Origin of the sequence: Streptomyces sp. TLI_053 (genome assembly GCF_900105395.1) — a bacterium.
Taxonomy (GTDB): domain Bacteria; phylum Actinomycetota; class Actinomycetes; order Streptomycetales; family Streptomycetaceae; genus Kitasatospora.
The window spans coordinates 8,038,125-8,062,288 of record NZ_LT629775.1 but is presented as its reverse complement, the minus strand read 5'-3'; the positions used below and the strand labels follow the sequence as shown (position 1 = coordinate 8,062,288).

24 protein-coding genes and 1 pseudogene are annotated in these 24,164 nt (G+C 75.5%); 13 read left to right on the top strand and 12 right to left on the bottom strand.

Going from position 1 to position 24,164, the window contains the following annotated elements:
* The first annotated feature begins 81 nt into the window (after positions 1-81).
* Positions 82-1,026, top strand: coding sequence for an alpha/beta hydrolase fold domain-containing protein (locus tag BLU95_RS33615; protein WP_502689874.1), 945 nt, complete (start codon positions 82-84; stop codon positions 1,024-1,026).
* Between the two features lie 12 nt (positions 1,027-1,038).
* On the opposite strand, the gene BLU95_RS33610 is transcribed toward BLU95_RS33615, so the two are convergent.
* Positions 1,039-1,479: a nuclear transport factor 2 family protein gene (locus BLU95_RS33610; protein WP_093863297.1), complete on the bottom strand. Its 441-nt coding sequence runs from the start codon at positions 1,477-1,479 to the stop codon at positions 1,039-1,041.
* 145 nt (positions 1,480-1,624) lie between these two features.
* Between BLU95_RS33610 and BLU95_RS33605 the strand changes: the two genes are divergently transcribed.
* Complete coding sequence (locus tag BLU95_RS33605; RefSeq protein ID WP_159425095.1) at positions 1,625-2,197, top strand: TetR/AcrR family transcriptional regulator; 573 nt, start codon at positions 1,625-1,627, stop codon at positions 2,195-2,197.
* Positions 2,198-2,330: 133 nt separating this feature from the next.
* Positions 2,331-2,870 carry a hypothetical protein gene (locus BLU95_RS33600; protein WP_159425094.1) on the top strand — a complete coding sequence of 180 codons (540 nt, stop codon included), beginning with the start codon at positions 2,331-2,333 and terminating at the stop codon, positions 2,868-2,870.
* 96 nt (positions 2,871-2,966) lie between these two features.
* On the opposite strand, the gene BLU95_RS33595 is transcribed toward BLU95_RS33600, so the two are convergent.
* The 5 genes from BLU95_RS33595 to BLU95_RS33575 are packed head-to-tail and all read right to left on the bottom strand — an operon-like array spanning position 2,967 to position 11,280.
* Positions 2,967-6,335 (bottom strand): protein kinase domain-containing protein, encoded by a 3,369-nt coding sequence (locus tag BLU95_RS33595; RefSeq protein WP_093863294.1) that lies wholly within the window; start codon positions 6,333-6,335, stop codon positions 2,967-2,969.
* Positions 6,336-6,364: 29 nt separating this feature from the next.
* Positions 6,365-7,015: an FHA domain-containing protein gene (locus BLU95_RS33590; RefSeq protein WP_093863293.1), complete on the bottom strand. Its 651-nt coding sequence runs from the start codon at positions 7,013-7,015 to the stop codon at positions 6,365-6,367.
* Positions 7,003-7,758 (bottom strand): 4Fe-4S cluster-binding domain-containing protein, encoded by a 756-nt coding sequence (locus BLU95_RS33585; RefSeq protein WP_093863292.1) that lies wholly within the window; start codon positions 7,756-7,758, stop codon positions 7,003-7,005. The genes BLU95_RS33590 and BLU95_RS33585 overlap by 13 nt, the downstream gene beginning before the upstream one ends.
* Positions 7,755-9,884, bottom strand: a complete 2,130-nt coding sequence (locus tag BLU95_RS33580; RefSeq protein ID WP_231978013.1) for an AAA family ATPase — start codon at positions 9,882-9,884, stop codon at positions 7,755-7,757. Before BLU95_RS33580 ends, BLU95_RS33585 begins: the two co-directional genes overlap by 4 nt.
* Positions 9,874-11,280 carry a coiled-coil domain-containing protein gene (locus BLU95_RS33575; protein ID WP_159425093.1) on the bottom strand — a complete coding sequence of 469 codons (1,407 nt, stop codon included), beginning with the start codon at positions 11,278-11,280 and terminating at the stop codon, positions 9,874-9,876. The genes BLU95_RS33580 and BLU95_RS33575 overlap by 11 nt, the downstream gene beginning before the upstream one ends.
* Positions 11,281-11,576: 296 nt before the next feature.
* Here BLU95_RS33575 and BLU95_RS33570 point away from each other — a divergent pair, with 296 nt between their 5' ends.
* The 4 genes and pseudogenes from BLU95_RS33570 (at position 11,577) to BLU95_RS45290 (ending at position 14,042) form a co-directional block, all read left to right on the top strand.
* On the top strand, positions 11,577-12,281 hold the full coding sequence (locus BLU95_RS33570) for a hypothetical protein (protein WP_093863290.1): 705 nt from the start codon (positions 11,577-11,579) through the stop codon (positions 12,279-12,281).
* 4 nt (positions 12,282-12,285) lie between these two features.
* Positions 12,286-12,960 carry an RES family NAD+ phosphorylase gene (locus BLU95_RS33565; protein ID WP_093863289.1) on the top strand — a complete coding sequence of 225 codons (675 nt, stop codon included), beginning with the start codon at positions 12,286-12,288 and terminating at the stop codon, positions 12,958-12,960.
* Between the two features lie 123 nt (positions 12,961-13,083).
* A pseudogene (locus BLU95_RS45670) lies at positions 13,084-13,830 on the top strand (alpha/beta hydrolase); the annotation flags it as partial.
* Between the two features lie 83 nt (positions 13,831-13,913).
* Positions 13,914-14,042, top strand: coding sequence for an alpha/beta fold hydrolase (locus BLU95_RS45290; RefSeq protein ID WP_286158597.1), 129 nt, complete (start codon positions 13,914-13,916; stop codon positions 14,040-14,042).
* A 205-nt stretch (positions 14,043-14,247) separates the two neighbouring features.
* On the opposite strand, the gene BLU95_RS33555 is transcribed toward BLU95_RS45290, so the two are convergent.
* Both BLU95_RS33555 and BLU95_RS33550 read right to left on the bottom strand, forming a co-directional pair.
* On the bottom strand, positions 14,248-15,423 hold the full coding sequence (locus BLU95_RS33555; RefSeq protein WP_159425092.1) for an outer membrane protein assembly factor BamB family protein: 1,176 nt from the start codon (positions 15,421-15,423) through the stop codon (positions 14,248-14,250).
* A 154-nt stretch (positions 15,424-15,577) separates the two neighbouring features.
* Complete coding sequence (locus BLU95_RS33550; protein WP_353653520.1) at positions 15,578-16,378, bottom strand: siderophore-interacting protein; 801 nt, start codon at positions 16,376-16,378, stop codon at positions 15,578-15,580.
* A 424-nt stretch (positions 16,379-16,802) separates the two neighbouring features.
* On the opposite strand from BLU95_RS33550, the gene BLU95_RS33540 reads away from it, so the two are divergent.
* Positions 16,803-17,660, top strand: coding sequence for a TioE family transcriptional regulator (locus tag BLU95_RS33540; RefSeq protein WP_093863285.1), 858 nt, complete (start codon positions 16,803-16,805; stop codon positions 17,658-17,660).
* Here the strand turns inward: BLU95_RS33540 and BLU95_RS33535 are convergent.
* Positions 17,561-18,301: a hypothetical protein gene (locus BLU95_RS33535; protein WP_231978011.1), complete on the bottom strand. Its 741-nt coding sequence runs from the start codon at positions 18,299-18,301 to the stop codon at positions 17,561-17,563. The two genes, BLU95_RS33540 and BLU95_RS33535, sit on opposite strands and share 100 nt — an antisense overlap.
* A 147-nt stretch (positions 18,302-18,448) precedes the next feature.
* Between BLU95_RS33535 and BLU95_RS33530 the strand changes: the two genes are divergently transcribed.
* The gene (locus BLU95_RS33530) at positions 18,449-19,234 is read left to right on the top strand and encodes an ATP-grasp domain-containing protein (RefSeq protein ID WP_502689757.1); all 786 of its coding nucleotides are present in this window, start codon (positions 18,449-18,451) and stop codon (positions 19,232-19,234) included.
* Between the two features lie 28 nt (positions 19,235-19,262).
* Here the strand turns inward: BLU95_RS33530 and BLU95_RS33525 are convergent, their stop codons facing one another.
* Positions 19,263-19,805 (bottom strand): MOSC domain-containing protein, encoded by a 543-nt coding sequence (locus tag BLU95_RS33525; RefSeq protein WP_093863283.1) that lies wholly within the window; start codon positions 19,803-19,805, stop codon positions 19,263-19,265.
* 80 nt (positions 19,806-19,885) lie between these two features.
* On the opposite strand from BLU95_RS33525, the gene BLU95_RS33520 reads away from it, so the two are divergent.
* The 3 genes from BLU95_RS33520 to BLU95_RS33510 all read left to right on the top strand — a co-directional run bounded on the left by BLU95_RS33520 (position 19,886) and on the right by BLU95_RS33510 (position 21,764).
* Complete coding sequence (locus BLU95_RS33520; RefSeq protein WP_093863282.1) at positions 19,886-20,524, top strand: hypothetical protein; 639 nt, start codon at positions 19,886-19,888, stop codon at positions 20,522-20,524.
* Between the two features lie 48 nt (positions 20,525-20,572).
* Positions 20,573-20,944, top strand: a complete 372-nt coding sequence (locus tag BLU95_RS33515; protein WP_093863281.1) for a hypothetical protein — start codon at positions 20,573-20,575, stop codon at positions 20,942-20,944.
* A gap of 136 nt (positions 20,945-21,080) precedes the next feature.
* The gene (locus BLU95_RS33510; RefSeq protein ID WP_159425091.1) at positions 21,081-21,764 is read left to right on the top strand and encodes a hypothetical protein; all 684 of its coding nucleotides are present in this window, start codon (positions 21,081-21,083) and stop codon (positions 21,762-21,764) included.
* A 179-nt stretch (positions 21,765-21,943) separates the two neighbouring features.
* On the opposite strand, the gene BLU95_RS33505 is transcribed toward BLU95_RS33510, so the two are convergent.
* Positions 21,944-22,477, bottom strand: a complete 534-nt coding sequence (locus tag BLU95_RS33505; protein WP_093863279.1) for a MarR family winged helix-turn-helix transcriptional regulator — start codon at positions 22,475-22,477, stop codon at positions 21,944-21,946.
* A 107-nt stretch (positions 22,478-22,584) separates the two neighbouring features.
* On the opposite strand from BLU95_RS33505, the gene BLU95_RS33500 reads away from it, so the two are divergent.
* The gene (locus BLU95_RS33500; RefSeq protein ID WP_093863278.1) at positions 22,585-23,463 is read left to right on the top strand and encodes an NAD-dependent epimerase/dehydratase family protein; all 879 of its coding nucleotides are present in this window, start codon (positions 22,585-22,587) and stop codon (positions 23,461-23,463) included.
* 126 nt (positions 23,464-23,589) lie between these two features.
* Here the strand turns inward: BLU95_RS33500 and BLU95_RS33495 are convergent, their stop codons facing one another.
* On the bottom strand, positions 23,590-24,129 hold the full coding sequence (locus BLU95_RS33495; protein ID WP_093863277.1) for a GNAT family N-acetyltransferase: 540 nt from the start codon (positions 24,127-24,129) through the stop codon (positions 23,590-23,592).
* Positions 24,130-24,164: the final 35 nt, after the last annotated feature.

Below are 24,164 nucleotides of genomic sequence, written 5' to 3'. Positions count from 1 at the left end.
GCCGGCCGGTCGCCCACCCCGGTCGGACGGGGGTGGGTCGTGAGCGGTGACGGCGACGACGGGCGGGCGGTCCCGCCGGCGGTGGACGCGGAGGTGCGGGCCGCCGGGGTGCGGCCCGGGGAGCCGCTGACGCCGGGGAACCTCGCCGCCCGGCAGGCCCGGGACGCGGCGGTGCGCCCGAGGCCCGGGCTGGCGGAGCTGCGGGACGGCGGCCGTTTCGAGGTGGCCGAGCTGACGGCGGAAGGGCCCGGCGACGGACCGGAGGTGCGGTTGGTGAGCGCCCGGCCCGCCGGGGCGGTCGGACCGCTGCCGCTCCTCTACTACCTGCACGGCGGGGGCATGGTGATGGGGAACGCCCGGTCGGTGCTGCCGCGGCTGCTGCGCGAGGTGGCGGAGCCGCTGGGGCTGGTCGTGGTCTCGGCGGAGTACCGGCTGGCTCCTGCGGCGCCGTACCCGGCGGCGCTGGAGGACTGCTACGCCGGGCTGCTCGCGGTGGCCGGACGCGCGGCGGAGCTGGGCGCGGACCCCGGGCGGATCGTGCTCGGCGGCAAGAGCGCGGGCGGCGGTCTGGCGGCGGCGCTCGCCCTGCTGGTCCGGGACCGGGGCGGTCCGGTCCCGGCCGGCCAGCTGTTGCTGAGCCCGATGCTGGACGACCGGGACCGCACCTTCTCCACCCGTCAGCTGGCCGGCCACGACACCTGGGACCGGACCTCCAACGCGACCGCCTGGCGGGCCGTGCTGGGTGAGCGTTACGGCGCCGCCGACCTGCCGCCCTACGCGGCGCCCGCGCGGGCCACGGACCTGGCGGGGCTGCCGCCGGCCTATGTCGAGGTCGGCTCGGCCGAGACCTTCCGGGACGAGGCGGTGGCGTACGCGGACGGGATCTGGCGGGCCGGCGGCGACGCCGAGCTGCATGTCTGGCCGGGCGCGTGCCACGGTTTCGACACCTACGCCCCGCGGGCCGCGGTCAGCCGCGACGCCCTGGACGCACGGCTGCGCTGGCTGCGCCGGGTGCTCCGGGACTGACCGCAGGGGCGACTACTCCGCTTCCAGTGCCTCGACCAGCTGTGGCAGGGTGCCGGTGAGCACGGCGAGCGCCAGGTGGTCGTGGAAGTCGCGGCTGTGCACGATGAGTCCGTCCCGCACCCGCAGCACCTGGATGTTGGCGGCGGTGCGGCTCCGCCCGGTGGTGCGGTGGCGCACCAGGTAGTCCCATTCCGCGACGATCACCTCGGGGTCGTCGGTCTCGCGGACCACCACGTTGTGGTGGCTCAGTTCCAGCGGGGAGTGCCCCCCGACCTGGGCGAACCGCTCGGCGAGCACCTTCCGCCCCTCGAACCGGCCCGGTCCGCCGGGCTCGAAGACCGTCTCGACCACGGTGTCCTCGGCGTACAGTGCGCCGAGCTCGGTGAAGCGTCCGGCCGTGATGCCGTCGAGCAGTGCGTGGAAGGTCTCGCGCGGTGACCGCGTTTCGGACATGATCAACCCCCGGAGCGACAAGGACGTGAATGCGGCCGCCAGAACCGGACCAGCGACTCCGGTAAGACGATACGGACTGTGCAGTCCGGTTGTCCAGGGTCGGCCGTCCGGCGTTCCCGCCTTCGGACGAAAGGGAGTTGAGAGGATGAGCGGCACACAGGAGCGCCCGCTCCGGGCGGACGCGGCGCGCAACCGGGCCAAGTTGCTGGACGCCGCCACCGAGGTGTTCACCACCCGTGGCGTCGGTGTGCCGACGGAGGAGATCGCCCGCGCCGCCGGGGTCGGCGTCGGCACGCTCTTCCGGCACTTCCCCACCAAGGAGGCCCTGCTGGAGGCGGTGATGGTGCGCCGGCTGGAGACGATCGCGGAAGGGACCGCCGAACTCGCCGCCGGGGCCGAACCCGCCGAAGCCTTCTTCGGCTGCTTCCGGCTGATCGTCGAACAGACCGCCGGGAAGAACGAGTTCGCCCAGGCCCTCGCCGCGGCCGGCATCGACGTGCACTCCTCGCTGCGCGCGTCGTCCGCCGTCGTCCGCGCCCGGCTGGCCGAACTGCTGGACCGCGCCCAGCGGGCCGGGGCCGTGCGCGCGGACCTGACCCTGCCCGAACTGGTCGCCCTGCTCGTCGGTACCGGGGCCACCCTGGAGCAGCTCGGCCCCGACCCGGCCGCGCACGGGCGTGTCCTCGACGTGGTGTTCACCGGGCTGCGTCCGCACTGAGCCCCGGCCCGGGACCCGCCCGACCCCCCGTGTCGCCCGGATTCGACGGACGTCGAAGGGCTTTGCCCGGGCGCGGCGGGCACGGTGACACTGACCGCACCCAGGCAGATACGACTTCGGGAGTGTGTCCGTCATGAGAATCACAAGATCCCTCGTCCCCCGCGCCGGTGTCGCGGCCGGTGCCCTGCTGATGGCCGCCGGCCTGCTGGGCGGGACCGCCCAGGCCGCCGGTGGCGCCCCTGCCGCGGGCGGCCCCGCCGCCACCGCCGTCTCCGCAGCCGCCGCGTCGAGCGCCGACCAGACCGTCATCCTGGCCACCGCCGGCCTGAGCCGGGGCCAGAGCTGGTCCTCACCGGACGGCAGCACCGTGCTGTACCAGCAGTACGACGGCCATGTGGTGCTGTACAAGAACGGTGTCGCCATCTGGACGGCCGTCGGCACCTACGGCGTAGGCTCCTACTTCTACGTCCAGAACGACGGCAACCTCACCGCCTACGACGCCGCCTGGCGTCCGCTGTGGGAGAGCCGCACGGGCAACCACCCCGGCGCCTACCTCGCCATCCAGAACGGCGGCAACCTGGTCGTGTACTCGGGCAGCAGGCCCCTGTGGTGGTCCAACTACCCGCCGCTCAACCCCGAGCCCGAGTGCCGCCCCGGCCGTCTCTGCCCGTAGCCCGGTACGGCCGCGTGCCGGTGCCCCGCCCGGGACCCATGGCCCGGGCGGGGCACCGGCACAGGGCCGGCGCGGGAAGTCGGACCGGCCGACTTCCTAATCGCCGATCCGGCGGGAGGTCCAGACGGCCAGGTAGCACGCGAGCGGGAGCATCACCAGGACCGCCGCCCAGAAGGACGCGTGGCCCCAGACCTCGGCGAGCGAGCGGAACCACGGACCCAGGACGGGGATGCGCAGCGCCTCCAACGGGCCGAGCGGCGGGGGCCAGGCGCCGAGGACGGCCGTGCCGACCGCCGAGACCGCCAGCAGGCGGCGGGCCGCGCCCGGGACGACCGCCGAGGCGACGAGGGCGAGGAAGGCCAGCAGGAGGAGGTAGTCGGCCTGGTAGGCCGCGCCGACCTGGCCGGTTCCCCAGGACTCCGGGCTCGGGTGGTGGTCACGGTGGACCACCGCCAGCCGGACCTCGACCGCCGCCCAGAGCACCAGGGTGAGCACCAGCGTCCCGCCGAGCCAGAACAGGAGCCGGTCCCGGTGGCCGTCCCGGCCGGGCCGCCAGCTCCGGCCCGCCGCGGTGCCGTTGCCCCGGGCGCGGCGGCGGGCGGTGAGGTTGCGGCGGTCTCCGGCCGCCCGTCCCGCGGCCTCGTGCGCCGGGGTGAGCAGCCAGCGCACCGAGCGGCCGTTGACGAACAGCACCAGCACGGGCGTCACCGTCGCGGCCACACCGGCCCAGCTCGCCGTGCCGCCCTCGAACACGACCACCCGGTCGATCACCGCTTGCGGCGGCCGCAGCACGGTCATCGGGGGCCCGAGGTGCAGATAGCCGATGGCGAAGGAGGCGACGGCGGCGAGGAAGAGGATCCGGCGCCCGATCCTGGCCGGGAACGCGGCCACCGCGACGGCGGCGACCAGGGCGGCGCCGAGCTGACCGGCCGTCGCGCGCGCGGCGGCCTCCCCCGCCGTCCGCAGCGGGCCGCCGAACGCGCCGCCGGGGGCCACGGCCCCGCCCACCCCGGCGTCGACGGACATCCGCCAGACCGCGCCCGCCCAGAGGGTGAGGGCGAGGCAGAGGAACAGCAGCACGCCGGCGACCGCGCGCCGGGGCAGCGCGCCCTGGGCGCCGCTCCACCAGGCGCGCAGGTCCGCCTTCCACGCCCCCCGGTTCCGGCCCCGGCGCGCGCCGCCGGAACGGACGCTCCGCACCTGGAGCACGGCCGCCGCCGCGAGCACGCCCCGGCCGTCGGCCGTCGCCGGGTCGGCGGTGAGCGCCCGGCGGCGCAGCTCCGCCCAGTTGCGGCGGAACCGCTCCCGGCCGCCGCCGCGCACCCGTGCCGCCACCGCGCCCGCCCCGTCGGCGACCGCGGTCACGGTCGAGTGGACCGGCGCAGGCAGGGCGCCCAGCGGGCCGGGCAGGGCGGAGAGACGGCGGACCAGGGCGCGCCGCTGCCCGTCCGGTTGCAGGGTGAGCAGCAGGATCCAGCGGCGGGCGGCCTTGCGTTCGGCGGCGGTGAGGCGGCCGTCGCCGTCGGAAGTGCCGTGGGGGTTGCCGTTGCGGCCGCCGAGGGTGCGGGCCTCGCGTTCGACCCGGTTCAGCACGGCGGCCGCCTCGGTGAGCCCGAGCAGCCGGGCGCACGCCCGCTCCGGGCAGGCCTGGTGGCCGCAGTGGAAGCGCGCGGCGAGCCCGAGCAGCCCGGCCGCGACCAGCTCGTCGACCACGGTCAACGCGTCCGGCCGCTCGGCCAGTTCCACCAGCCCGACCGCGTCCACCCGGCGGTCCCGCGCGTACGGGACCGCCTCGGGGGTGAACGCGGCACCGAGGGCCAGCACGGCCCGGGACGCCGCCGCCGACTTCCCGGTGGAGGTGCCGCGTTCGACGTCCTCGAGGTAGTGCAGATCGAGGACGGTGTCCTTGACCTCGTCCCGGAGCCAGTCGCGCAGCCGCCGCGCGCCACCGCTCACCAGCCAGGCCGCCGCGTCCGCCGAGCGCTTGAGCAACGCCTCGGCGAGCGCCGCCGGTTCGCGGAAGTCCTCGCCCCGGAAGGCGATCGGACGGTGCTTGGGCCCGGCCGGCGGGGTCGGTCCGGGCGGCGGCTGGACGACCCGGCTGCGGACCACCTCCGGGCTCTCCCCCTTCAGCCAGGCCCGGACCTGCGGCGCCGTCCACCGGTCGGCCGGGTCCTTGGTGAACAGGCCCTGGAGCAACAGCCGGTGGCGCTCCCCGGGAACGGCGGTGAGGTCCACCTCGTCGTCCATCACCAGCCGGAACTGCAGGGCCTCGTCGCTGACCAGGCCGCCGTCCGCGCGCCGGTAGCGGCTCGCGCCCGTGAACACCTCGTAGAGGATGGTGCCGAGCGCCCACCACGGCCCGGCCGGGTCGTTGCTCCCCGCCAGTTGTTCCGGTGCCATGTAGGCGACGGTGACCTGCATGTCGGTGGAGAAGCGACGGCTCGCGGTGAGCTTGGCGACGCCGCCGAAGTCGGCCACCACGAACTCGTCGGCGGAGCCGCCGTTCCGGCCGCCCCGGCGGACCAGGATGTTGGCGGGCTTGAAGTCGACCGGGTTGCGCTTGATCGTCACCTGCCAGAACTCCAGCAGGTCGACGAGTTCGCGGACGATCCGCTCGGTCTCGCCGCGACGGCCGAGACGGCCCTGCGAGCGCAGCGCGGCCACGTGGTCGGCGAGGGTGAGGGGGAGGTACTCCATCGCCAGCCAGTCGCAGAGCGCGCCCGCGTGCTCGACCTGGCCGTGGCCGAGGATCTCGGGGACGTGGCGGCGGAACAGCGGGTCGCCGGCGAGGTGGGCGAGGAGTTCGGTGTCCGCCCGCACACCCGGGTTGCCGACCTTCACGGCCGCGTCGGCGCCGGTCGCCCCGCTGCTGGCGCCGGTCCCGCGGCTCTTCCTGTCGGCGCCGCTGCCGCGTCCTCCGCCGCCGCCACGGGCGTCGGCGCGGCGGGCGTGCCAGACGGTGCCCTCGCTGCCGGAGCCGACCCGGCCGACGGGGTGGTAGCGGTCGGTGAGGGCGGCGGGGAAGTCGCCGGGACCGGCGGGCGGGACGGTGGACGGCGGGGTGGCGGTGGGCGGAGTAACGGCGGGCGACGGTTCGGCCGGGGTGCTGGGCGGGACCGGGCCGCCCGGGCGCTGGACGCGGGTGCGCGCGCCGGGAACGGTGCCCGACGCGGCGGGACCGCCGGGGTCGGTCCTCGGACGCTGCACCCGGGTGCGCGGACTCTCGGCGGCACCGGGCTCGGCCTTCGGACGCTGCACCCGGGTGCGCGGACTCTCGGCGGCACCGGGCTCGGCCTTCGGACGCTGCACCCGCGTGCGCGGACTCTCCGTGGCGGCGCCACCGGTCCCGTCCGACGGCGGTTCCTGCCCCTGCGCCTGGCTCTGCGCCTGCCCCTGCCCCTTGGCCCGGCCGGGCCGCTGGACGCGGGTGGGCGGGCCGGGCTCCGGCGGTGTCTCGGCCATCGCGCCGTTCTCCTCCTCACGGCCCCGGCTCACCGGGGCGCGCCGAACTCGTCGATCTCGACCACCTGGACGTCCAGGTCCAGCGCGAACCTCAACCGGTGCCCCGGTCCGATCCGGGTCGGTCCCTCGATCCGGCGGCCGTCGACGAAGGTGCCGTTGGTCGACCGCAGGTCCTCCACGTACAGCGCGCCGTCGATCCAGCGCAGCCGGGCGTGGTGCCGGGAGAGCTGGTCGAGGCCGGCCAGGCCGGGGATCGCCGCGCAGTCGGGCTCGTCGCGGCCGATCGCCAGTCCGCCGCCGCCGCGCCGGTGTTCGGCGGCGACCGGCAGCAGCACCCCGGCGACGACCAGGGCCAGCCGGACCACCGGCGGCCGGGCGGGGCGCGGCTGCCGCCCCTGCTGCTGCCCCTGGTGCGGTCGCGGGCCGGGAGCACGCCGCGGCTCGGCCGGGCGCGCCGGCCGGGTCACCGCCTCCGGATCGGTGCCCGGCCCGGGGCCGGGACGAGCCGGAGCCCCGGCCGGCGGAGCATCGGTCGGCGGGGCGTCGACCGGCGGGGCGTCCTCCACCGGTTCGTAGCGCTCCAGTTGCTGGAACATGTGCACCTGGCAGTACCCCCGGTTGGCGGAGGGCGGGCACTCCCCCGGGGCTCCCACCGGGCAGCGGTAGATCACGGTCGCCACGAGGTCTCCCGGAGGGTCACGCCGCGTCGGACCAGGTCCCGTTCGATCCGGCCCAGGTCACCGGGGCGCGGCACCCCGATCACCCGGACCTCGCCCTCGCTCACCCGCACCTGGAGCTCGGGCCGTTCCGGCCGGTGGTCCAGGTAGGGCGCGTACCGCTCCCGCCCGAGCGGCGTGCGGGTGGTCAGCCGCTGGTTGGCCGAGCCGCGCCAGGCCAGCCGGGTGGGCAGGCCCGCCCGGTAGCGGCCGGTGATCACCGCGTCCGCGCCCTCCAGCGCGGCGGCGGTGGCCGGGTCGGCGGCCAGTTCCTCCGGTTCCCAGCCCGTGTACACCAGCAGGTCGGCCGGGCGTCCGGCGCGGCGGCGCCCGGCGTCGGCGGCGGCGAGCAGCGCGGCGAGGGCGGCCGGCTGCTCCAGCGGTTCACCGCCGCTGACGGTGAGACCGTCGAGGCCGTCGTCGAGCGCCGACCGCCACAGGGCGGCGAACCGCTCGACGGTCAACTCCCGTCCGCCGGCGGCCGTCCAGGTGTGCCGGGACATGCATCCGGCGCAGGCCAGCGTGCAGCCCTGGAACCAGACGCCGAGCCGTCGGCCGGGCCCGAGCGAGGTCACCGGCCGGTAGACCTGTGCGACGAGGGCCGCGACGCCGCCGGCGGTCGTGACGTCGGCGGCGGTCGGGACGCCGGCAACGACTGCGGCGCCGCCGGCGGCCGGGACACCACCGGCCGGGCTCGGCCCTGTCACCGCTCTACCTCCAGCCGGTAGCCCTCGCCGTCCCCGTCGCCCTCGATCGCGACCACCCGGAGCCGCTCGCCCCGCCGGGGCGGGGTCCGGAAGACCTCTCCGGCGAGCGGGTTGACCAGCGCCGACTCGACGGCGGTCAGCACCCCCCGGCCACCGTGGTCCAGCCGCCTGTTCGCCTCGACCCGCAGCACCTCCCACGCGTCGTCGGCGAGCATCAGCTCGGCGCCGTGGGCCTCCAGGACGCGGCCCGCGACGGAGGCGATGGCCTTGTCGAGGATCTGCGGCACCCACTTCTCCTGCATGAAGTCCATCGGGATGAAGTTGTCACCGAAGCGGTTGCGCAGTTCGGGCCGCTTGATGGTGTCGTTGAAGAAGATGTCGAAGGCTTCCCGCAGGCTCCGGCGGACGATCGTCGGATCGTCGTGGCGGCTCAGTCGGCGCCGGCCGGTTCGGGGAGCGGTCCCGGTGGCGCCGCTGCTCCCGGCACCGTCGGCGACGGCACCCGCGGCGCCGTCCGTCGTACCCGCGGCGCCGTCCGCCTCGCCGGCGCCCGCACCGCCCTTCGGCAACTCGTCCTCCACGGAGGCCGCGACGCCGAGGTTCGAGGTGAAGATCAGCACGCACTCGGTGAAGTACACGGTGGCGCCCCGGCCGTCGGTGAGCCGGCCGTCCTCCAGGATCTGGAGGAAGAGGTCGAACAGCCGGGGGTTCGCCTTGTCGATCTCGTCGAAGAGCAGCACGCTCATCGGGTTCGCCCGGACGGCGTTGGTGAGTTCACCGCCGGCGTCGTGACCGACGAAGCCGGGCGGGGCGCCGATCAGCCGGTCCCGGGCGTGCTCCTCGGCGAACTCGCTCATGTCGAAACGGATCGGCCGGGCGTCCTTGCCGAGGATCATCTCGGCCACGCCCTTGGCGAGTTCGGTCTTTCCGACACCGGTCGGACCGGAGAGGAACAGGGTGCCGCGCGGCCGGCTCGGCGAGCTGGACGCCTGGGCGCCGTTCAGCCCGGCCGCCGAGCGCATGAAGATCTCCAGGGTGCGGCGCACCGCGTACGGCTGGCCGATCACCTTGCCGTTGAGGAACTCCTCGCCCGCGGCGATGCGTTCACGCAGTTCGGCGGTGGCCCACGGATTGTCGAGCACGCCGATCCGGTAGAGGCGGGCGGCCTCGTCCAGCCGCTGCACCGGCAGGTTCCGGTCCAGGGCCATCCGGCCGATCGCCATCACCTCCGAACTGCCCATGCCGTGCGAGGAGTCGGCGAGCGCCTTGGCGGCCGCCGCGGTCTCGGCCCCGGTGAGGGCCGGTCCGCCGGTCGCCGCCTGGTAGCGGGACAGCCCGCCGACCACGTGCCGGGCGACGGCGAGCCGCTGGTCGTGCGGCGGCTGCGGGACGCTGATCACCCGCAGCGCCCGGCTGCCGACCGCGAACTCCCGGGGCAGCTCCTCCTGCCGTTCCACCACCCAGAACACCGTGTTGTACGGGGTGACGGCGCTCGCGCCCTGCACCGGCCGGGCGGTGTGGCCCAGTTCCTCGGCGGCCGCGAACAGCCGGGCGGCCTCCCCGACGACGGGTGCCTGCGGCGAACCGAGCCGGCCGGAGTAGGGCACGACCAGGCCGATCGGCGGGCCGGGGTGGTGCACGACACCCACCATGGCGTCGCGCAGCCGGTCCAGCATCTCCGGCTCGTCCTCGTCGTCGCCGCCGTCCGCGCCCCGACCGTCCCGGCCGCGCCGCCACTTCTCGTCCTGTTCGGCGAACTCCCGCAGCACCGCCGGCATCTGGTCGACGGTCGCGCTCAGCCGCAGCAGCGTGATCCGCTCGTGCACCTGGTCGAGGAAGGCGAGCGCGCCGTAACCCCGGGCGGCGCAGAGCGACTCGATCACCCCGCCGAGGCTGTACGGCGCGAGGGTGGCACTGCTGCCGGCCGCGTGGTCGTCTGGCAGCAGGTACTGGTCCCGGACGTTCCCGGTCAGCAGCACCTGCGGGTGGACGGTGAGCGCCATGTCCAGCTCGCGGATCCAACTCGGTGTCACGGGGCCGGGGTCGGCCTCGGTGGCACCGGAGCCGGGCGGCGGCGCGTCCTTGCGCAGGCCGTCCGGCCCGTTCCCCTGCTGCTCAGCGCTCACGGCCACGCTCCTGCGGCTTGCGGACGGCGGCGGCCGCGCCGGTCCCGGCGCGCTTGCCGCGGCGGCGGCGCGGGGTCGCGGCGGACGGCGGCCACGACCCGCCGGGGACGAGGCCCGCGGCCATCGCACCCGGCGCCATCGCGGACGTCCGCTCCAGCCGCACGCCCTGGAGCCGGACGCCCTCCTCGATCGCGGACAACTGCTCCTCGCAGAACCACTGCTGGACGCTCTCGTCCTGCTCCTCGTCCTGCCAGGCGTCACCGGTCCCGGCGTCCTCCCGGCGGACCACCGCCGTGGACAGGGTCGCCCGGTCCGGGGCCAGCACCAGGCGCAGCCCGTACCCGGCGGCCGGCGGCTCGCCGCCGTCCTCGGCCCGGCCGTCACCGGACTGTCCGGTCCGCTCCGGGTCCGGGTCGCCGAACGGCACCACCACCTCGCCCTCGGCGGCGAGCAGGTCCTCGAAGTCCTCGCCGACCAGGTAGTCCCGCTCGCGCAGCACCTCGGCGAGCGCCGCCGCCACCGGCACCCGGTTGCGGCGGGCGTCGGCCCGCGCGACGGCCTTCTCGACGGCGGGCCGCAGGAAGGCCGGGTCCTCGGCGGCGGCGAGGTCGGCGAGCAGCCGGTCCCGCTCGGACGGATCCGCCTCCCGCGCCAACTCGGAGAGCGCGGAACGCAGTTCGGCCCGCTCCTCGTCCCGGGCACGGCGCGCCACCGAATGCTGGACCAGCGCGGCCAGGTCGGTGAGCGTGGCCCGGACATCGGGGACGGCGGCGGCGGCCCCGAGGGCGCGGACCAGGCCCGCCACCCGTTCCAGGTCGGCCGGGTCGCAGCGGGGCACGTCGCGGTCCAGGACCGCCTGGGCCTCGGCCAGCGCACCGGCCCGGACCCGCTCGACGCGCTCGGCCTGCTCGGCCCGGGCCCGCTCGGCGGCCTCGGCCCCGGCCTCGGCGTCCGCCTTCGCTTCCGCGGCACCGCGGCGCTTCTCGGCGCGGGTCGGCCGCGCACGCTCCGGTTCGGCCACCGCCTCCGGCAGCACCGCCGACCACACGTCCCGCACCGCCTCGGCCAGTTCCACGGCGGCCCGCGCGTTCGCCGCCCGCGCCCGCTCGACCGCCCGCGTCAGCTCGGCCTCGTCCGCCCCGACCCCGACGGTCACCGTCTCCACCGTGACCCGGGCCGTGCGGTACGCGCGCCGCAACTGCCCGGCCTCCCCGCGCAGCCCCTGGGCCTGCTCGTTCAGCTCGCCCAGCCGGGCCCGCAGCTCGGCCCGCCGCGCCTCGGCCCGGCGCAGGTTCTCGGCCCGCTGCGCCTCGGCGGCCAGGCGGGCGCGCAACTGCCGCCGGCGCTCGGCCTCCTGGTCGACATAGGACCACCCGTATCCCGCGGAACTGCTCACCGGCCGCCCTCCGAGCGCGATTCGTGTACCTGCGGGGCGCACCGACCGGGCGCCGGCACCGGTCCGGTTCTCACCCCCCGCGCGCACCGGGGCCGGTACGGGTCGTGTACGGGACATCTCGACCGCGCGCGAACCGGCACCACCCCCGACGTGCTGCTGAGGGCCCATCATGCCGCAGATCGGCGAGAGGCGTTCCGCCTTTGCGAATCCGGGATCACCGCCCGCGAGCGGCGCCGGCACGCTACATTGGCGCACGGCCGACGGACACGGGACACCGGAGTGGAGGGCGAGGGGCGATGGCGCTGACCGACGTCCTCGACGTCCTGCGCGAGCACTGGGACGAGGTCCAGGAGTATCTCGACGAGTCCGCCAGGGCCACCGTCGTGGCGCTGCTGGACGCGCCGTCCGCCGATCCGGAGCGGACCGCCCGGAGGATCGTGCGGCTGGTGCTGGCGGCCCTCCCGGACGGGCACCCGGTGCGTGCCGCGCTCGACGACTCGGTGCGCTACTCACGGGCCGTCCGGGTCGAATCGGCGAACCGTGACGCCGTCCTCCAGGTGCTCGGCCTGGTTCGCGGGCGGGCGGACGGCGGGCGGCAGGCGGACGCCGGGCGGCCCGGGATGCCCGCCGAGCCCGAGGCCGATGCCCTGCCCGCCCCGCCCGACGACGCCGACGACTGGCTGCTCGCCGCGGACTCCGTCAGCGCCGCCGACTACCGGTCCGGCGGGCACGACCCCGCCGATCCCGACCTGATCCGGCTGACCGACCGCCAGGGCACCGTCCGCCTGCCGTCGTTCCAGTTCGACGGCGCCTCCGGCCGTCCGCTGCCCGTCGTGGTCGCCGTCAACCGCCTGCTCGACGCCGACGACGACCCGTGGGGGGTGGCCGACTGGTGGCTCGGCGCCAACGCCTGGCTGGACGCCGTCCCCGCCCGACTGCTGGGCACGCCGGGCGAGCACGGTCTGCTCGCCGCCGCCCGCGCCGAGATCGCGGAGTGGTGACCGCATGCCCGACGTGAAGGTCCCCGGCCCGGCCGCGCGCGCCACCCCGCACCTCGAGGTGCTGCCCGCCGGCACCGTGCTGCACCGGGTGCACCCGGCCGCCTACCCGGCCACCTCGTTCAACCCGCACCCCTCCGACAGCCACTACGAGGGCGGCCGGTTCTGCTCCTACCAGGGCGACGGCAGCCATCTGCCGTACCTGTACGCGGGGTTCTCGCAGCGCACGGCCGTGATGGAGACGCTGGTCCGGAGCATCCCCTTCGACGAGAGCGGCTGGCGCCGGATCAGGCGCGCCTCGGTCCGGGGCCGGGTGCTCTCGCGGATCGAGACCACCTGCGACATCACACTGGTCGGCCTGATGACGCTGGACCAGCTCGCGGCCGTCCACCAGGACGAGTGGCTGATCCACTCCACCCCGGACGAGTACCCGCGCACCCGCCGCTGGGCCGCCTGGATCCGCGGCCGGGCACCGGAGGCGCTCGGCCTGCACTGGCCGTCCAAGCGGGACCTGGGCGGCAGTTCCTGCATCCTCTACGAACACGAGGACGCCGCCGCCCTGGTGAAGCCGGCCGACGTCGCCCCCGTCCCGCTGGACACCGCCGAGGGCGCCGCGCTGCTCAACCAGTTGCTCGCCCCCGCCCGCACCCGCGTCGAACCGCCGCGACGGCAGGGCTCGTAGCCGATCCGCCGGACGGCCGTTCCTCGTTCGACGAGCGCGTTCACGCGCTCCGAACAGGCTCTTCCCACCACTCGGAACGGCGTTCCCCGCTCCCCGGCGGCCGCGTACTGTGCACGGATCCACGTGATCGTTCCACCAGGGGGAGACAGAACGGCCACGCATGTCACCACAGCGGGCACCACCACGGCCTCGGTGCGTTCCGCCGACGGCACCACCATCGGCTACCGCACCACCGGCTCCGGTCCCGGGCTCCTGCTGGTGCCCGGGGCGTTCGCGCTCGCGGCCGACTTCGACGGTCTGGCGGCGGAGTTGGCGGACCGCTTCACGGTGCACACCGTCGAGCGGCGGGGGCGGGGGACGAGCGGCCCCCAGAGTGACGCCTACAGCGCGGCCGCCGAGTGCGCGGACATCGAGGCCGTCCGCGCGGCCACCGGGGCGCGGTTCGTGTTCGGCCACAGCTTCGGCGGCTTCCTCACCCTGGAGGCCGCGTCGGCCGGCTCCGCCTTCGAGCGGATCGCCGTCTACGAGCCCGGTGTGTCGGTCGACGGCTCCATCCCCTTCGACTGGGCCGGGCGCTGCCGCCGCGAACTCGACGCCGGGAAGCCGGCCGAGGCGTTCCTGACCTTCGTCCGTGGCGTCAACCCCGGGACCAGCGGCAAGGCACCGCGCTGGCTGCTGCGGCTGATCCTCCCGCTCGCCCTCAAGAAGCCCGAGCGGCTGCAGAAGCACGCGCTGCTGCCCGCCGCGATCCGCGAGCACGCCGAGATCGCCGCCCGGGACAGCACCTTCCGGGAGTACGGACGGCTCGACCGGCCCGTGCTGCTGATGGCGGGCAAGACCGCGCGACATCCTCGGCGGCCACAGCGCCGCCTTGAGCCGCCGGCGTCCGGAGTGGCGGTCCACGGCCTGCGCGGAAGGCCCGCAGCACCGGGGCGGGCCGGGCGGCGGCGGCCGTGCACGAGGTGCTGCCCGGCTCCCGGCTGCTGCTGCTCCCCCGGCTGGACCACTTCGGGCCCGAGACGGATCCCGCGGCCGTCGCCCCGGCGTTGGCGGACTTCTTCCTGGGGTCCTCCGCCGGGTAGCGGTCGGGCCGGGCGGCGGTCGGGCCGCACAGCGGTCGCCGGCCGGGCAGGGTCGGGCCGCACAGCGGTCGCCGGCCGAGGACCGCTGCCGGGCGACCTCACCACCGCACAAGTGGGTCGACCGCATGCGTGCGCTCGACCCCGGGCGGGCGGTGGCCTGCCCCGTGCACGCGCGGGGCAGACCAAGTGCGGGCGGGTCGCGCCGTCAGGCGGCCGGGAGGGTGCCGAGGGCCTGGATGCCGGTGCGGCCGGCCCGGAAGACGGCGGGGCCGACGGCGGCCAGGGCGATCCGGGTGTACTCGGTGTCGGCGGCGAGGCGGTCCGGTTCGTCGCGCCAGTGGAGCCGGCCGGTGGCGAGGTCGTGGGCGAAGACGCGGTAGTCGTTCGTCCCGATGTAGACCACGCCGCCCGCCGCTGCCGCCGTGCTCATGCCCCGGCCCAGGCCCCTGGGGACGGTGGCGGTCCAACGGGTGTCGCCCGTGGCCGCGTCCAGGGCGGTCAGATCGCTGCCGCTCAACAGGCACACCGTCCCGTCGGCCACCGCGAGTTCGCCCAGGGCGCGGCGCTGCGCGCGCCGCCACAGCGGCCGGCCCGAGGCCGCGTCCAGGGCGTGCACGGTCGACCCTCCCGTCGCGGGGTCGTTGCTCACCGTGTGGAGGACGCCCCGGTGCGCGGTCGGCGCGAAGTCGACCGGGCCGACCGCGTCCTGCGCCCAGCGCTGCGCACCGCTCTGCGTGTCGAAGGCGAACAGTCCGCCCGTCCGGCCGGGGACGTACACGGTGTCGCCGGCCACGAGCGGCAGCGGCGAGACGTTCGCCGGAGTGCTCCAGCGGACCTCGCCGGTGGCCAGGTCGTGACAGCGGAGGGCGTTCCCGTACCCCGTCAGGACGCGGTCGCCGACGACCACGACGCCCTGTTCCGCCGGAAGGTCCGGCCAGTCCGGGACCGGGACCTCCCAACGCACCTGCCCCGACGCCGCGTCGAGGGCCCGGACGCCGGTCGCGGAGTTCACGCAGACCGTGCCGTTCCCGGCGGCGAGCGGCCAGCCGCCCGGGGAGTCGGCGGCGTCGGCGGTGGTCACCGCCCGGCTCCAGCGGACGGTGCCGGTGTGCGGGTCGTGGGCCCGGACGGCGCCGTCGTACCCCGACACGTAGAGGCTCTCGCGCGGCCCCGAGGGGAGGACCATCCGCCCACCGGTGGCGGCCGTGCTCCAGATCCGGGGGCCGCGCACGGGCACGCGGTCCGCCCACCACCGGACGCCGGCCGGGACGGCGAGGGCACCGAGGCCGCCGACGGTGCTGAGCAGCAGTCGGCGGCGGTGGATCGCGGGCCGGGCGCCGACGGGGGTCGCGGGCTCGGCGGGGTGCGGGTCAGGGGTCACGTCGGAGGTCACCTCCGGTAGGACTTCGTGCACCGACCGGACGGTTCCGGTCCGTGCGGAGGTCGGCCCTTTCGGGCAGAGCGCCCGGGGGCCGGGCCCCCGGGCGCGCGGTGCCGGGCACCGGGCACCCGATGCCGGACACCGGGTGCCGGGGTCAGTCGGCGTCCGACTCCGCCGGTTCGTCGGCACGCTGGTCCTCGGTGGTGCCGAGGCGCCAGTACCCCATGAAGCAGACGGCGCGCCGGTCGTAGCCGCGCTCGCCGACCAGGTGGCGGCGGAGTTCGCGGACGGCCGCCGCCTCCCCGGCGATCCACGCGTACGGCGTGCCGGAGGGCAGTTCGGCGGCGCGGACGGCGGCGGGCAGGGCGGGGGTGCCCGGCGTGCCCCGGTGCAGCCAGGTGATCGAGGTGCCGGGCCGGTCGGCGGGGAGGTAGTCGTGCTCCGACGGCCCCTCGACCTCGGCGAACACCCGGACCGGCAGGCCGGCGGGCAGTTCGTCGAGGATCGCGGCCACGGCGGGCAGGGTGGACTCGTCCCCCGCCAGCAGCACCCAGTCCGCCCCTTCGGGCAGTCGGAACTCGACGCCGCCGGCCTCCTCGACCGCCGGCCCGCAGACGACCACCCGGTCACCGGGCGCCGCCGTCTCCGCCCAGCGGGAGCCGGGGCCGTGGTCGCCGTTGACGGCGATGTCGATGTCGACCTCGTCGGGGTCGTGGCGCTGCGCGCGGACGGTGTAGGTGCGCAGCACCGGGCGGACGGCCGGGTCCATCGTGCGCCAGTGCTGGTACCAGGCGAAGTCGTCCTCGCCCTCGGGCATCAGGGGTTCGCTCTGTCCGGGGAGCGGCAGCAGGAGCTTCACCCGCTGGTCGAGCCCGCCGTTGACGAACCCGGCGAGGCTGGGGCCGCCCAGGGTGATGCGGGCCATGTGCCGGGTGATCCTGGCGGTCCGGACCACCTCGAGCGGGAAGAGCAGGAATCGCGCGGGGGCGGTGGTGCTGGTCAGGGCCGTCTCCTCTCACCTGAATTTAGGTAAGGCTAACCTACCTGAGAGGCCGTTCGCCCCCGTCCGTCCGCGCGGATTCGGTGGAATGATGCGGCGCCGACGAGGAGTGCGGAGGCACCGGCGGCGTACAGGAGCGCGCCGCCGGCGCGGCGGGACGGCCGCGCCCCCCGGCGACGAGGAGGTAGTCCTCGCCGCCGACCAGCGCGGCCACGATGCGGTCGGCGCCGTTCCAGCTCATGTCCACCACTCCCCCTCACCGCTGCACTGCCCTGCCCCGCGCTCACCACCTCAAGCGTATCTTTGATGTGCCCGTTGAAACTTTGCTGCTCTCGACCCGAGGAATCGGCTGTAAAGTTTCAAAGTGCCATCAGAACCGATGAAGAGACTGCGCCCGGTCGACCTGGGACGCGAGCACGGCCTCTCCGCGCAGGCCGTCCGCAACTACGAGCAGGACGGCTTCCTTCCGGCCGCCGAACGGACACCCACCGGGTACCGGATCTACACCGGGCTGCACGCGGCGGCGCTGCGCACCTTCCTCGCCCTCGTCCGCGCCTACGGGCACGCGACCGCCGGCGCGGTCATGAACGCCGTCCACGCGGGCCGCACCGACGACGCCCTGACCGCACTCGACCACGGCCATGCCCAACTGCTCCGCGACCGGGAGACGCTCGCCTCGGTCCGCGGGGCGGTCGAGCACCTGGCGGAGGCCGACGGCCCCGCGCCCGGGGACGACGCCGGCGGGACCGGGACCGGGAGCGGGACCGGGACCGGGACCGGGAACAGGAGTGGGACCGCGAGCGGCACCGGCCCGTTCCCGCTCAGCATCGGCGAAGTGGCGCACCGCCTCCGGCTCACCCCGGCCACCCTGCGCACCTGGGAGGCGGCCGGCATCCTGCTCCCCGCCCGCGACCGCGCGACCGGCCACCGCCTCTTCCACCCGGTCGACGTCCGCGACGCACAACTCGCCCACCTGCTGCGGCGCGGCGGCTACCGACTGCCGCACATCGCGGCCGTCGTCGGCCAGATCCGCACCGCGGGCGGCACCGGCGCACTCTCCGCCGCACTGGCCGACTGGCAGGAACGGCTCACCGTCAGGGGCCTGGCCATGCTGAGCGCGGCCGCCCACCTGGACACCTATCTGACGGCGGCCGCCGACCCCGACGGCCGCGCCGGCCCCGGCCGGGCCGACCCCGGCCACGCCTGTCCCGGCGGGCAGTCCGGCCCCGGCAGGTAGGGGGCGAACTGCTCGCCCACCAGCGCCGCCACCGCCGACGCGTCCCGGGTGCCGTCGACCTCGACGACCGGGATCCCCAGGCGGCGGGCGGCGCGGACGGCGTCCTCCGCCACCAGGCGGTCACGGGCGACCCGGTTGGCCTGGGCCCGCGCCGGGTCGCCGACCGCGACACCGAGCGCTCCCGCCCTCGGCAGGCACCGGATCTGGTGCTGCCGGAACTCCTCGGTGGGGACGAGCACGACCATCCGCCGGGGCGAGTCCAGCAGCGGCGCGACCGCCTCCGGGCGCAGACCCCAGCCCTCGGCGATCGCGGGCCGGGCGGTGAACAGCGCGCGCAGGTCGTCCAGCACCCAGGCGAACCGGGCCGGGAATCCCGCCAGGGTCTCGGCCGCCATCTCCTCCGGCGTCCGCTCCACCCACCGCCGGTCGGCGGTCGGCTCCACCACCGGAGCCCCCTCGGCCACCCGTTCCGCGATCCACCGGTCCCGGTGGCCCCGGGCATCGTGGAAGTCGTAGTGGTAGACGGTCAACCCGTGCTCCACCGCCAGGAGTTCGGCAATCGTGCTCTTGCCCGCCCACTGGCCGCCGCCGATCCACAGCATCCGGCGCAGACTGCCGTGCGGGTCCTGGTCGTCCCCCATGGGAACCCTCCCCTCCCGGGCCGGCGCCGACCGCCGCCCAGGCTTCGATTGTCCTGGCGCGGAGCGAAGAATCGCAGGACCGCCCCGGGCGACCGGGCGCGGCCGGGCGGGAAAACCGCTGGCCGGAGCCGCCGCCGGTGGGCCACGATGCGTGCCATGACCCCGCTCCTGCTGCTCGCACCCCGGATCAACGAGACCGGTCTGCACCTGCTCACCCACGCCCGTCGGCGCGGGCTGCGGGCGCACACCGCCGTCCGCTGGGAGGTCCCGGCGGAGCTCGCCGGGCTGCGCCCCGCGCACCTGTACGGCGGGCCGCTGTTCGCCGACGTGGCGGCGGGAGCGCTGGATGTCGCGCCGCTGGAGCCGCCGGCGGACTGGCTCGCCGGGCTTCCGCATGAGCTGACGGCCCGTCAGGTGACCTGCGTCGCGCTGGCCGAGGCCCGCCGGCTGCGTCGGCCCGCCTTCCTCAAGCCGCCCACCGACAAGCTGTTCGCCGCCCGGGTGTACCCCGACGGCAGCGGACTGCCCGGCCCGGACGCCCTGGACGACGACACCCCGGTGCTGGTCAGCGACATCGTCGCGTTCGCGGTCGAGTACCGCCTGTTCGTCCTGGACGGCGCGGTGCGGGCGGCGAGCCGGTACGCCGCGGACGGCGGGCTCGCGGTGTCGCCGGAGGTTCCGCCGGACGCGCTCGCGTTCGCGGCGGACGTGCTGGCGGCGGGCGGTCTGCCGAGCGCCGTCGTGGTCGACGTCGGCCGCCTCGCCGACGGCACCTGGGCGGTCGTGGAGGCCAACCCGGCCTGGGCCAGCGGTGGTTACGCCTGCGACCCGGAGGCGGTGCTGGACGTGGTGCTGCGCGCCGCCGGTCCGGCGGACGCACTGGCGCCCGGCGACGCCGCGTTCGCCCGGGCGGCGCCGGAGGTCGTCCGCTGAGCAGTGCTCCTCGGCCGTCCGGGGAGCCTCAGACGCGGTCGAGCGGGCGGTGCGGCGGGGGCGGCAGTTCGGCCTCGACCGTGTCACCGGGGTGGATCGTGCCGCCCGCGCGGACCACGCCCATGATCCCGGCCCTGCGGACGATGTTGCCCTCCTCGTCGCGGCCCACGACCTGCTTCAGCAGGCCGTCCCGGAACGCGTCGATCTGCAGGCACGGGTTGCGCAGCCCGGTGACCTCGACCACCGCATCGGCGCCGATCCGCAGCAGGGCGCCGACCGGCAGGCCGAGCAGGTCGATCCCGCACGTGGTGACGTTCTCGCCCAGCTCGCCGGGCGCCACCGCGAACCCCTGCTCGGCCACCTCGGCGAACAACTCCTCGTGGATGAGGTGGACTTGCCGAAGATTCGGCTGCGTAGGGTCCTGCGCGACGCGGGAGCGGTGCTTGACGGTCACCCCCGCGTGCACGTCGCCCGCCACGCCGTGCCCGGCGACCAGGGTGATGCTCGCCCGGTTCGGCTTGGTGAAGGTGTACTCGCCGCTGCTGCTGACCGCCGTGACCGTTCCGCTCATCCGTGCGCATCCTCCTGTGCGGGACCAAGATCCCCACCTACCCTAGACCTGCCCGTCGACAGTCCGGAGGTGCGGGGTTGATGGCCGGTTCCACCGAGAGGCCGCAGGACGGCGCCGCGCGTTCGGTCGAGGCGCGGCTGCGGGCCGCGCTCGACAGCGGCGACCACGACGAGCTGCGCGCCCTGTACGAGCGGTTGGGACGCCCCCGGGTGGAGGTTCCCGGGCTGGCTGAGGAAGTCCGGACGGCCGTCGTGCACGCCTACGCACCGGTCTGCGGCCCGTACACCGACCCGCGCTGGCGGGCGGAGGCGCTGTGCACCGAGCCGCCCGCCCCCGTCGACTCCGCCGAACGGCTCGGCCGGGCCCGGGCGGCGCTCGCCGCCCTCGGGGTGAACCCGTGGGAACCGATGCCCTGCGGGCTCTACTACGACAACGGCTACGGCAACTTCGACGTGATCCTCCACGACAACGAGCTCGACGACCCCGACCACCCGGGCGAGCTGTTCGTCTCGCAGCTCGGACTGTTCGTGAACGGCGACGAGTGGGACGACCGCTACCGGACGGCCCTCACCGAGGCCGGATTCCACTGGGTGGACGAACGGGCCGGCGGGGTGCAGGTCACCGGTCTGCAGGTCCGCTACTTCGGCGCGTGGCAGGAACTCTGCGTCGACCACCTGCTGTTCCAGTGGCAGGGCCGGTCCCGTCCGGTCCTGTCCTGAGTACCCGTACTCAGGACAGGACCGGAGATCCGCGCACACGATGGTCGGATGCAGAAGCCGGTCGTCGACCTTCTCACAGCCCTTCCCGTGGCCGCACTCGAGGCGGGACTGATCCTTCTCGCGTGTCTGCTGCCCGCGCTCGAGCGGTGGGGAGCGCGGGAACCACGGAAGCCCTGGCCGAACAGGGCTTTCACCAGTGGGCTGGTGGGTGCCGCGCTCCTTCCCGACGTGGGTGCCTACGCATCCTTCCGCGCGCATCTCCCGATCACCACGGTGACCCAGTGCCTGACGGCCCTACTGCCGAACCTCGTCCTCGCCGTCGGCATCGTGATGAGCCTCAAGGACAGGATTCTGCGCATTCGCCGCGATCGCCGGGACGGCTCCCGGAAAGCGATGCGCAAGTCGATGTCCGGTTCGTAACCGGGTTGCGTGAGGTTGGCGGGCCGGGCGTCCACGCAAGGGGCAGGGGCCGGTGGGCGGCGGTGACGGCTGCCGGTTCGGTCCGCTCGTGTCGGAGGCCTTGTCGGCCGAACCGCCGAGGGGCACGCTGTGTGCCATGGGGGGTACGTGGGGGCGCCGGGCTCGTCCCGCTCTGCAGGCCCTGGGGCGGTTCGTGATCGCGGCCGTGGCTCCGGTCGCCGCTGTGGTGGCCGGCTCGTGGGTGACGGCCGCGGTCTTCCGGTACACCGCCGACGAACTGTTCTATCTGGCCATGACGGTCATCGGAGTGGCCGCCCTGGTGGTCCACGGCGCAGTCCTCTCCTACTGCTCCGATCGAGAGTCCGTCCCACGGGGCGTCATGGCGGCCGCCGGGACCTCTGTGCTGCTGGGAGCGTCCGTCTACGGCGTGGTCACCCCCGGCTGGACCGACGTGCAGGTGAGGCACGAGCGCGGGGTGGCGGTCACCGGCGTCGTGGAGCGGCGGTGGAGCAAGGGCGACGACAGCGGTGGTCCCCTGCCCGGCCGCAGCTACTACCTCACCGCCCGCGCACCCGACGGGACCCGCTGGACCCTGGAGACCGACCCCCGCGACAAACGCCTCGAGGTCGGCCGCCCGGTGCTCTTCACCTACGACCCCCGCCACGAGGTCCGCCCCGCCTTCGGCCCCGTCCCCGACGCACCGCCCTGGACCGTACGAACGGCCGCCCTCTACCTGCTCTGCGCCGGATCCCTCACCGCCGCGACCGCCTGCGCACTCCCCGCGTCCCGCAGCCCGAAGCAACAGCCCCGGAGCACCTGACCGCCGGTCGAACCCAGCTGCCGATCGGCCGCTGGCGTCGTAGTGCCGGAGCGCGGTCACCGAGAGGCCACCGGCCTGCGAGAACTGCCCGATCGGCAGCAGGTTTCTCCTGTCCACGGCCCCGACTGTGCCGTCTCGTGCCACCCGAGAGTCAAGGCTCCCCGGGGCCGTCCCCGCGTTCAGTGCGGATCGTCGGCGTGGTCGCCGAGGGTGAGGAGGACACGGCGGAGCAGGTCGGTGAGCTGCTCGCGTTCGGCGGTGGTGAGGCCGGCGAGCTGGCGCTCCTCGCCGGCGAGGTGGTGCTCGACGAGGCGGTCGGTGAGGTCGCGGCCGGTGTCGGTGAGGGAGATCAGGACCCGGCGGCGGTGGGCGGGGTCGACGGCCCGGTCCACCAGGCCCTTCTCGACGAGGTGGTCGATGCGGTTGGTGAGCGCGGCGGAGCTGACCATCGCGGCGGCGCTGAGTTCGCCGGCGGTGAGGACGTTCGGCGGGCCGGAGCGGAGCAGGGTGGCCAGGACGTCGAACTCCCAGGACTCCACGCCGTGGGCGGCGAGGTTCTCCTTGATGCCGCGTTCCAGCAGCCGGGAGGCGCGGGAGAGGCGGCCGATCACGGCCATCGGCGAGGTGTCGAGGTCGGGGCGGACCGCGTGCCACTGGGCGGTGATGCGGTCGACGCCGTCGTACTGCGGCTGCTGTTCCGTCGCGTCCGTCATGCGTCGGAGTCTAACATTTCGACATGGAAGTGTTTGACATCGCGGATCAAGGCTCCCTATAGTTTCGACATCGAAATGTTCGACATCTTCGACACAGGGGGATTGTCATGAAGGTCCTGCTCACGGGTGCCACGGGCTACATCGGCTCCGCCCTCACCGAGCACCTCACCACCGCCGGCCACCAGGTCGTCGCGCTCACCCGCGGCGCCGAGCCGCAGCCCGGCCGCGGCTGGCACGCCCAGCTGGTCGGCGACACCGCCGACCCGGCCTCGCTCGCCGGGGCGGTGACCCCCGACATCGAGGCCGTGATCCACCTCGCCCCGCCGAGCGGCGACGCCGAGGTCGACACCGCCGTCGTCGAGGCGCTCGCCGCCCCGCTGCGCGGCACCGGCCGCCCGTTCGTCTACACCAGCGGCGTCTGGGTGCTCGGCGCCACCGGGCAGGCCCAGGAGGTCGGCGAGGAGGCCCCGGTCGACCCGATCGACATCGTCGGCCACCGCCCCCGGATCGAGCGGCGGGTGCTCGACGAGGCCGCCGAGGGCGTGCGCGCGGTCGTCGTCCGGCCCGGCATCGTGTACGGGCGCGGCGGCGGCATCCCCGCGATCCTGGTCGACCGGGCCCGCACCCAGGGGACGCCCGAGTACTACGGCGAGGAGGGCGTGCGCTGGCCGACCGTGCACGTCGACGACCTGGCCGAGCTGTTCCTCGCGGCGGTCGAGCGGGCCGGGGCCGGGACCGTCTGGCACGGCGTGGGCGAGTCGGCCGTCCCGGTGCGGGAGATCGCCCGGGCCGCCGGCCGGGCGGCCGGTGCGGCCGGCGACCCGAAGGCCGTGCCGGTCGCGCAGGCCGCCGAGGTGTTCGGCCCGCTGTTCGCGGACGCGCTCGCCCTCGACCAGAGCGTCAGCGGCGCCGCCGCCCGCACCGCGCTCGGCTGGAAGCCGGACCGGCCGGGCGTGGTGGCCGAGCTGGAGTCGGGCTCGTACTGACGGTTCGAACGGACGGTTCATACGGACGGTTCAGACGGACGACTCCTCCTGACGGCGCCGCGGGGACGCGCCGTCACGGCCCGCCGGTCACCCGACCGGCGGGCCGGTCAGGCTGCGGCAGGCGGGTCAGGACGTGACCGGCCGGGCCAGCCGGAAGAGGACATTGGGGCGCAGCGGCCCCTCGGGCGCGTCGAGGTCGTCGAAGTCACACGCCGGGTCGCGGGTCATGCCGAGCCGGGTCATCACCGCCTGGGAGCGGAGGTTGGTCGCGGTGGTGACGGCGAGGATCTCCGGGAGCTCCAGGGTGTCGAAGCCGAAGGCGAGGACGGCACGGGCGGCCTCGGTGGCGTAGCCGTGGCCCCAGGCGGAACGGGCGAGCCGCCAGCCGATCTCCACACCGGTGAACGGCGCCTCGTAGTCGACGTCGTCCAGTCCGGCGAATCCGACGAACTCGTCGGTCTCCCGGACCTCGACCGCCCACCAGCCGTAACCGCGCCGGTCGATGGCGGCCTCGAAGCGCGCCACGGACTCGTCGCTGCGCGCCCGGCTGAGCGGCTCGCCCAGGTGCTGCCGGACCTCGGGGTCGGCGTTCATCGCCGCCCAGGGTTCGAGATCGGACTCCCGCCAGCGGCGGATCAGGAGACGGTCGGTGTGCAGATCGGTCATGACGCCCACCCAATGTGATCCTCGGCCGGACGGCA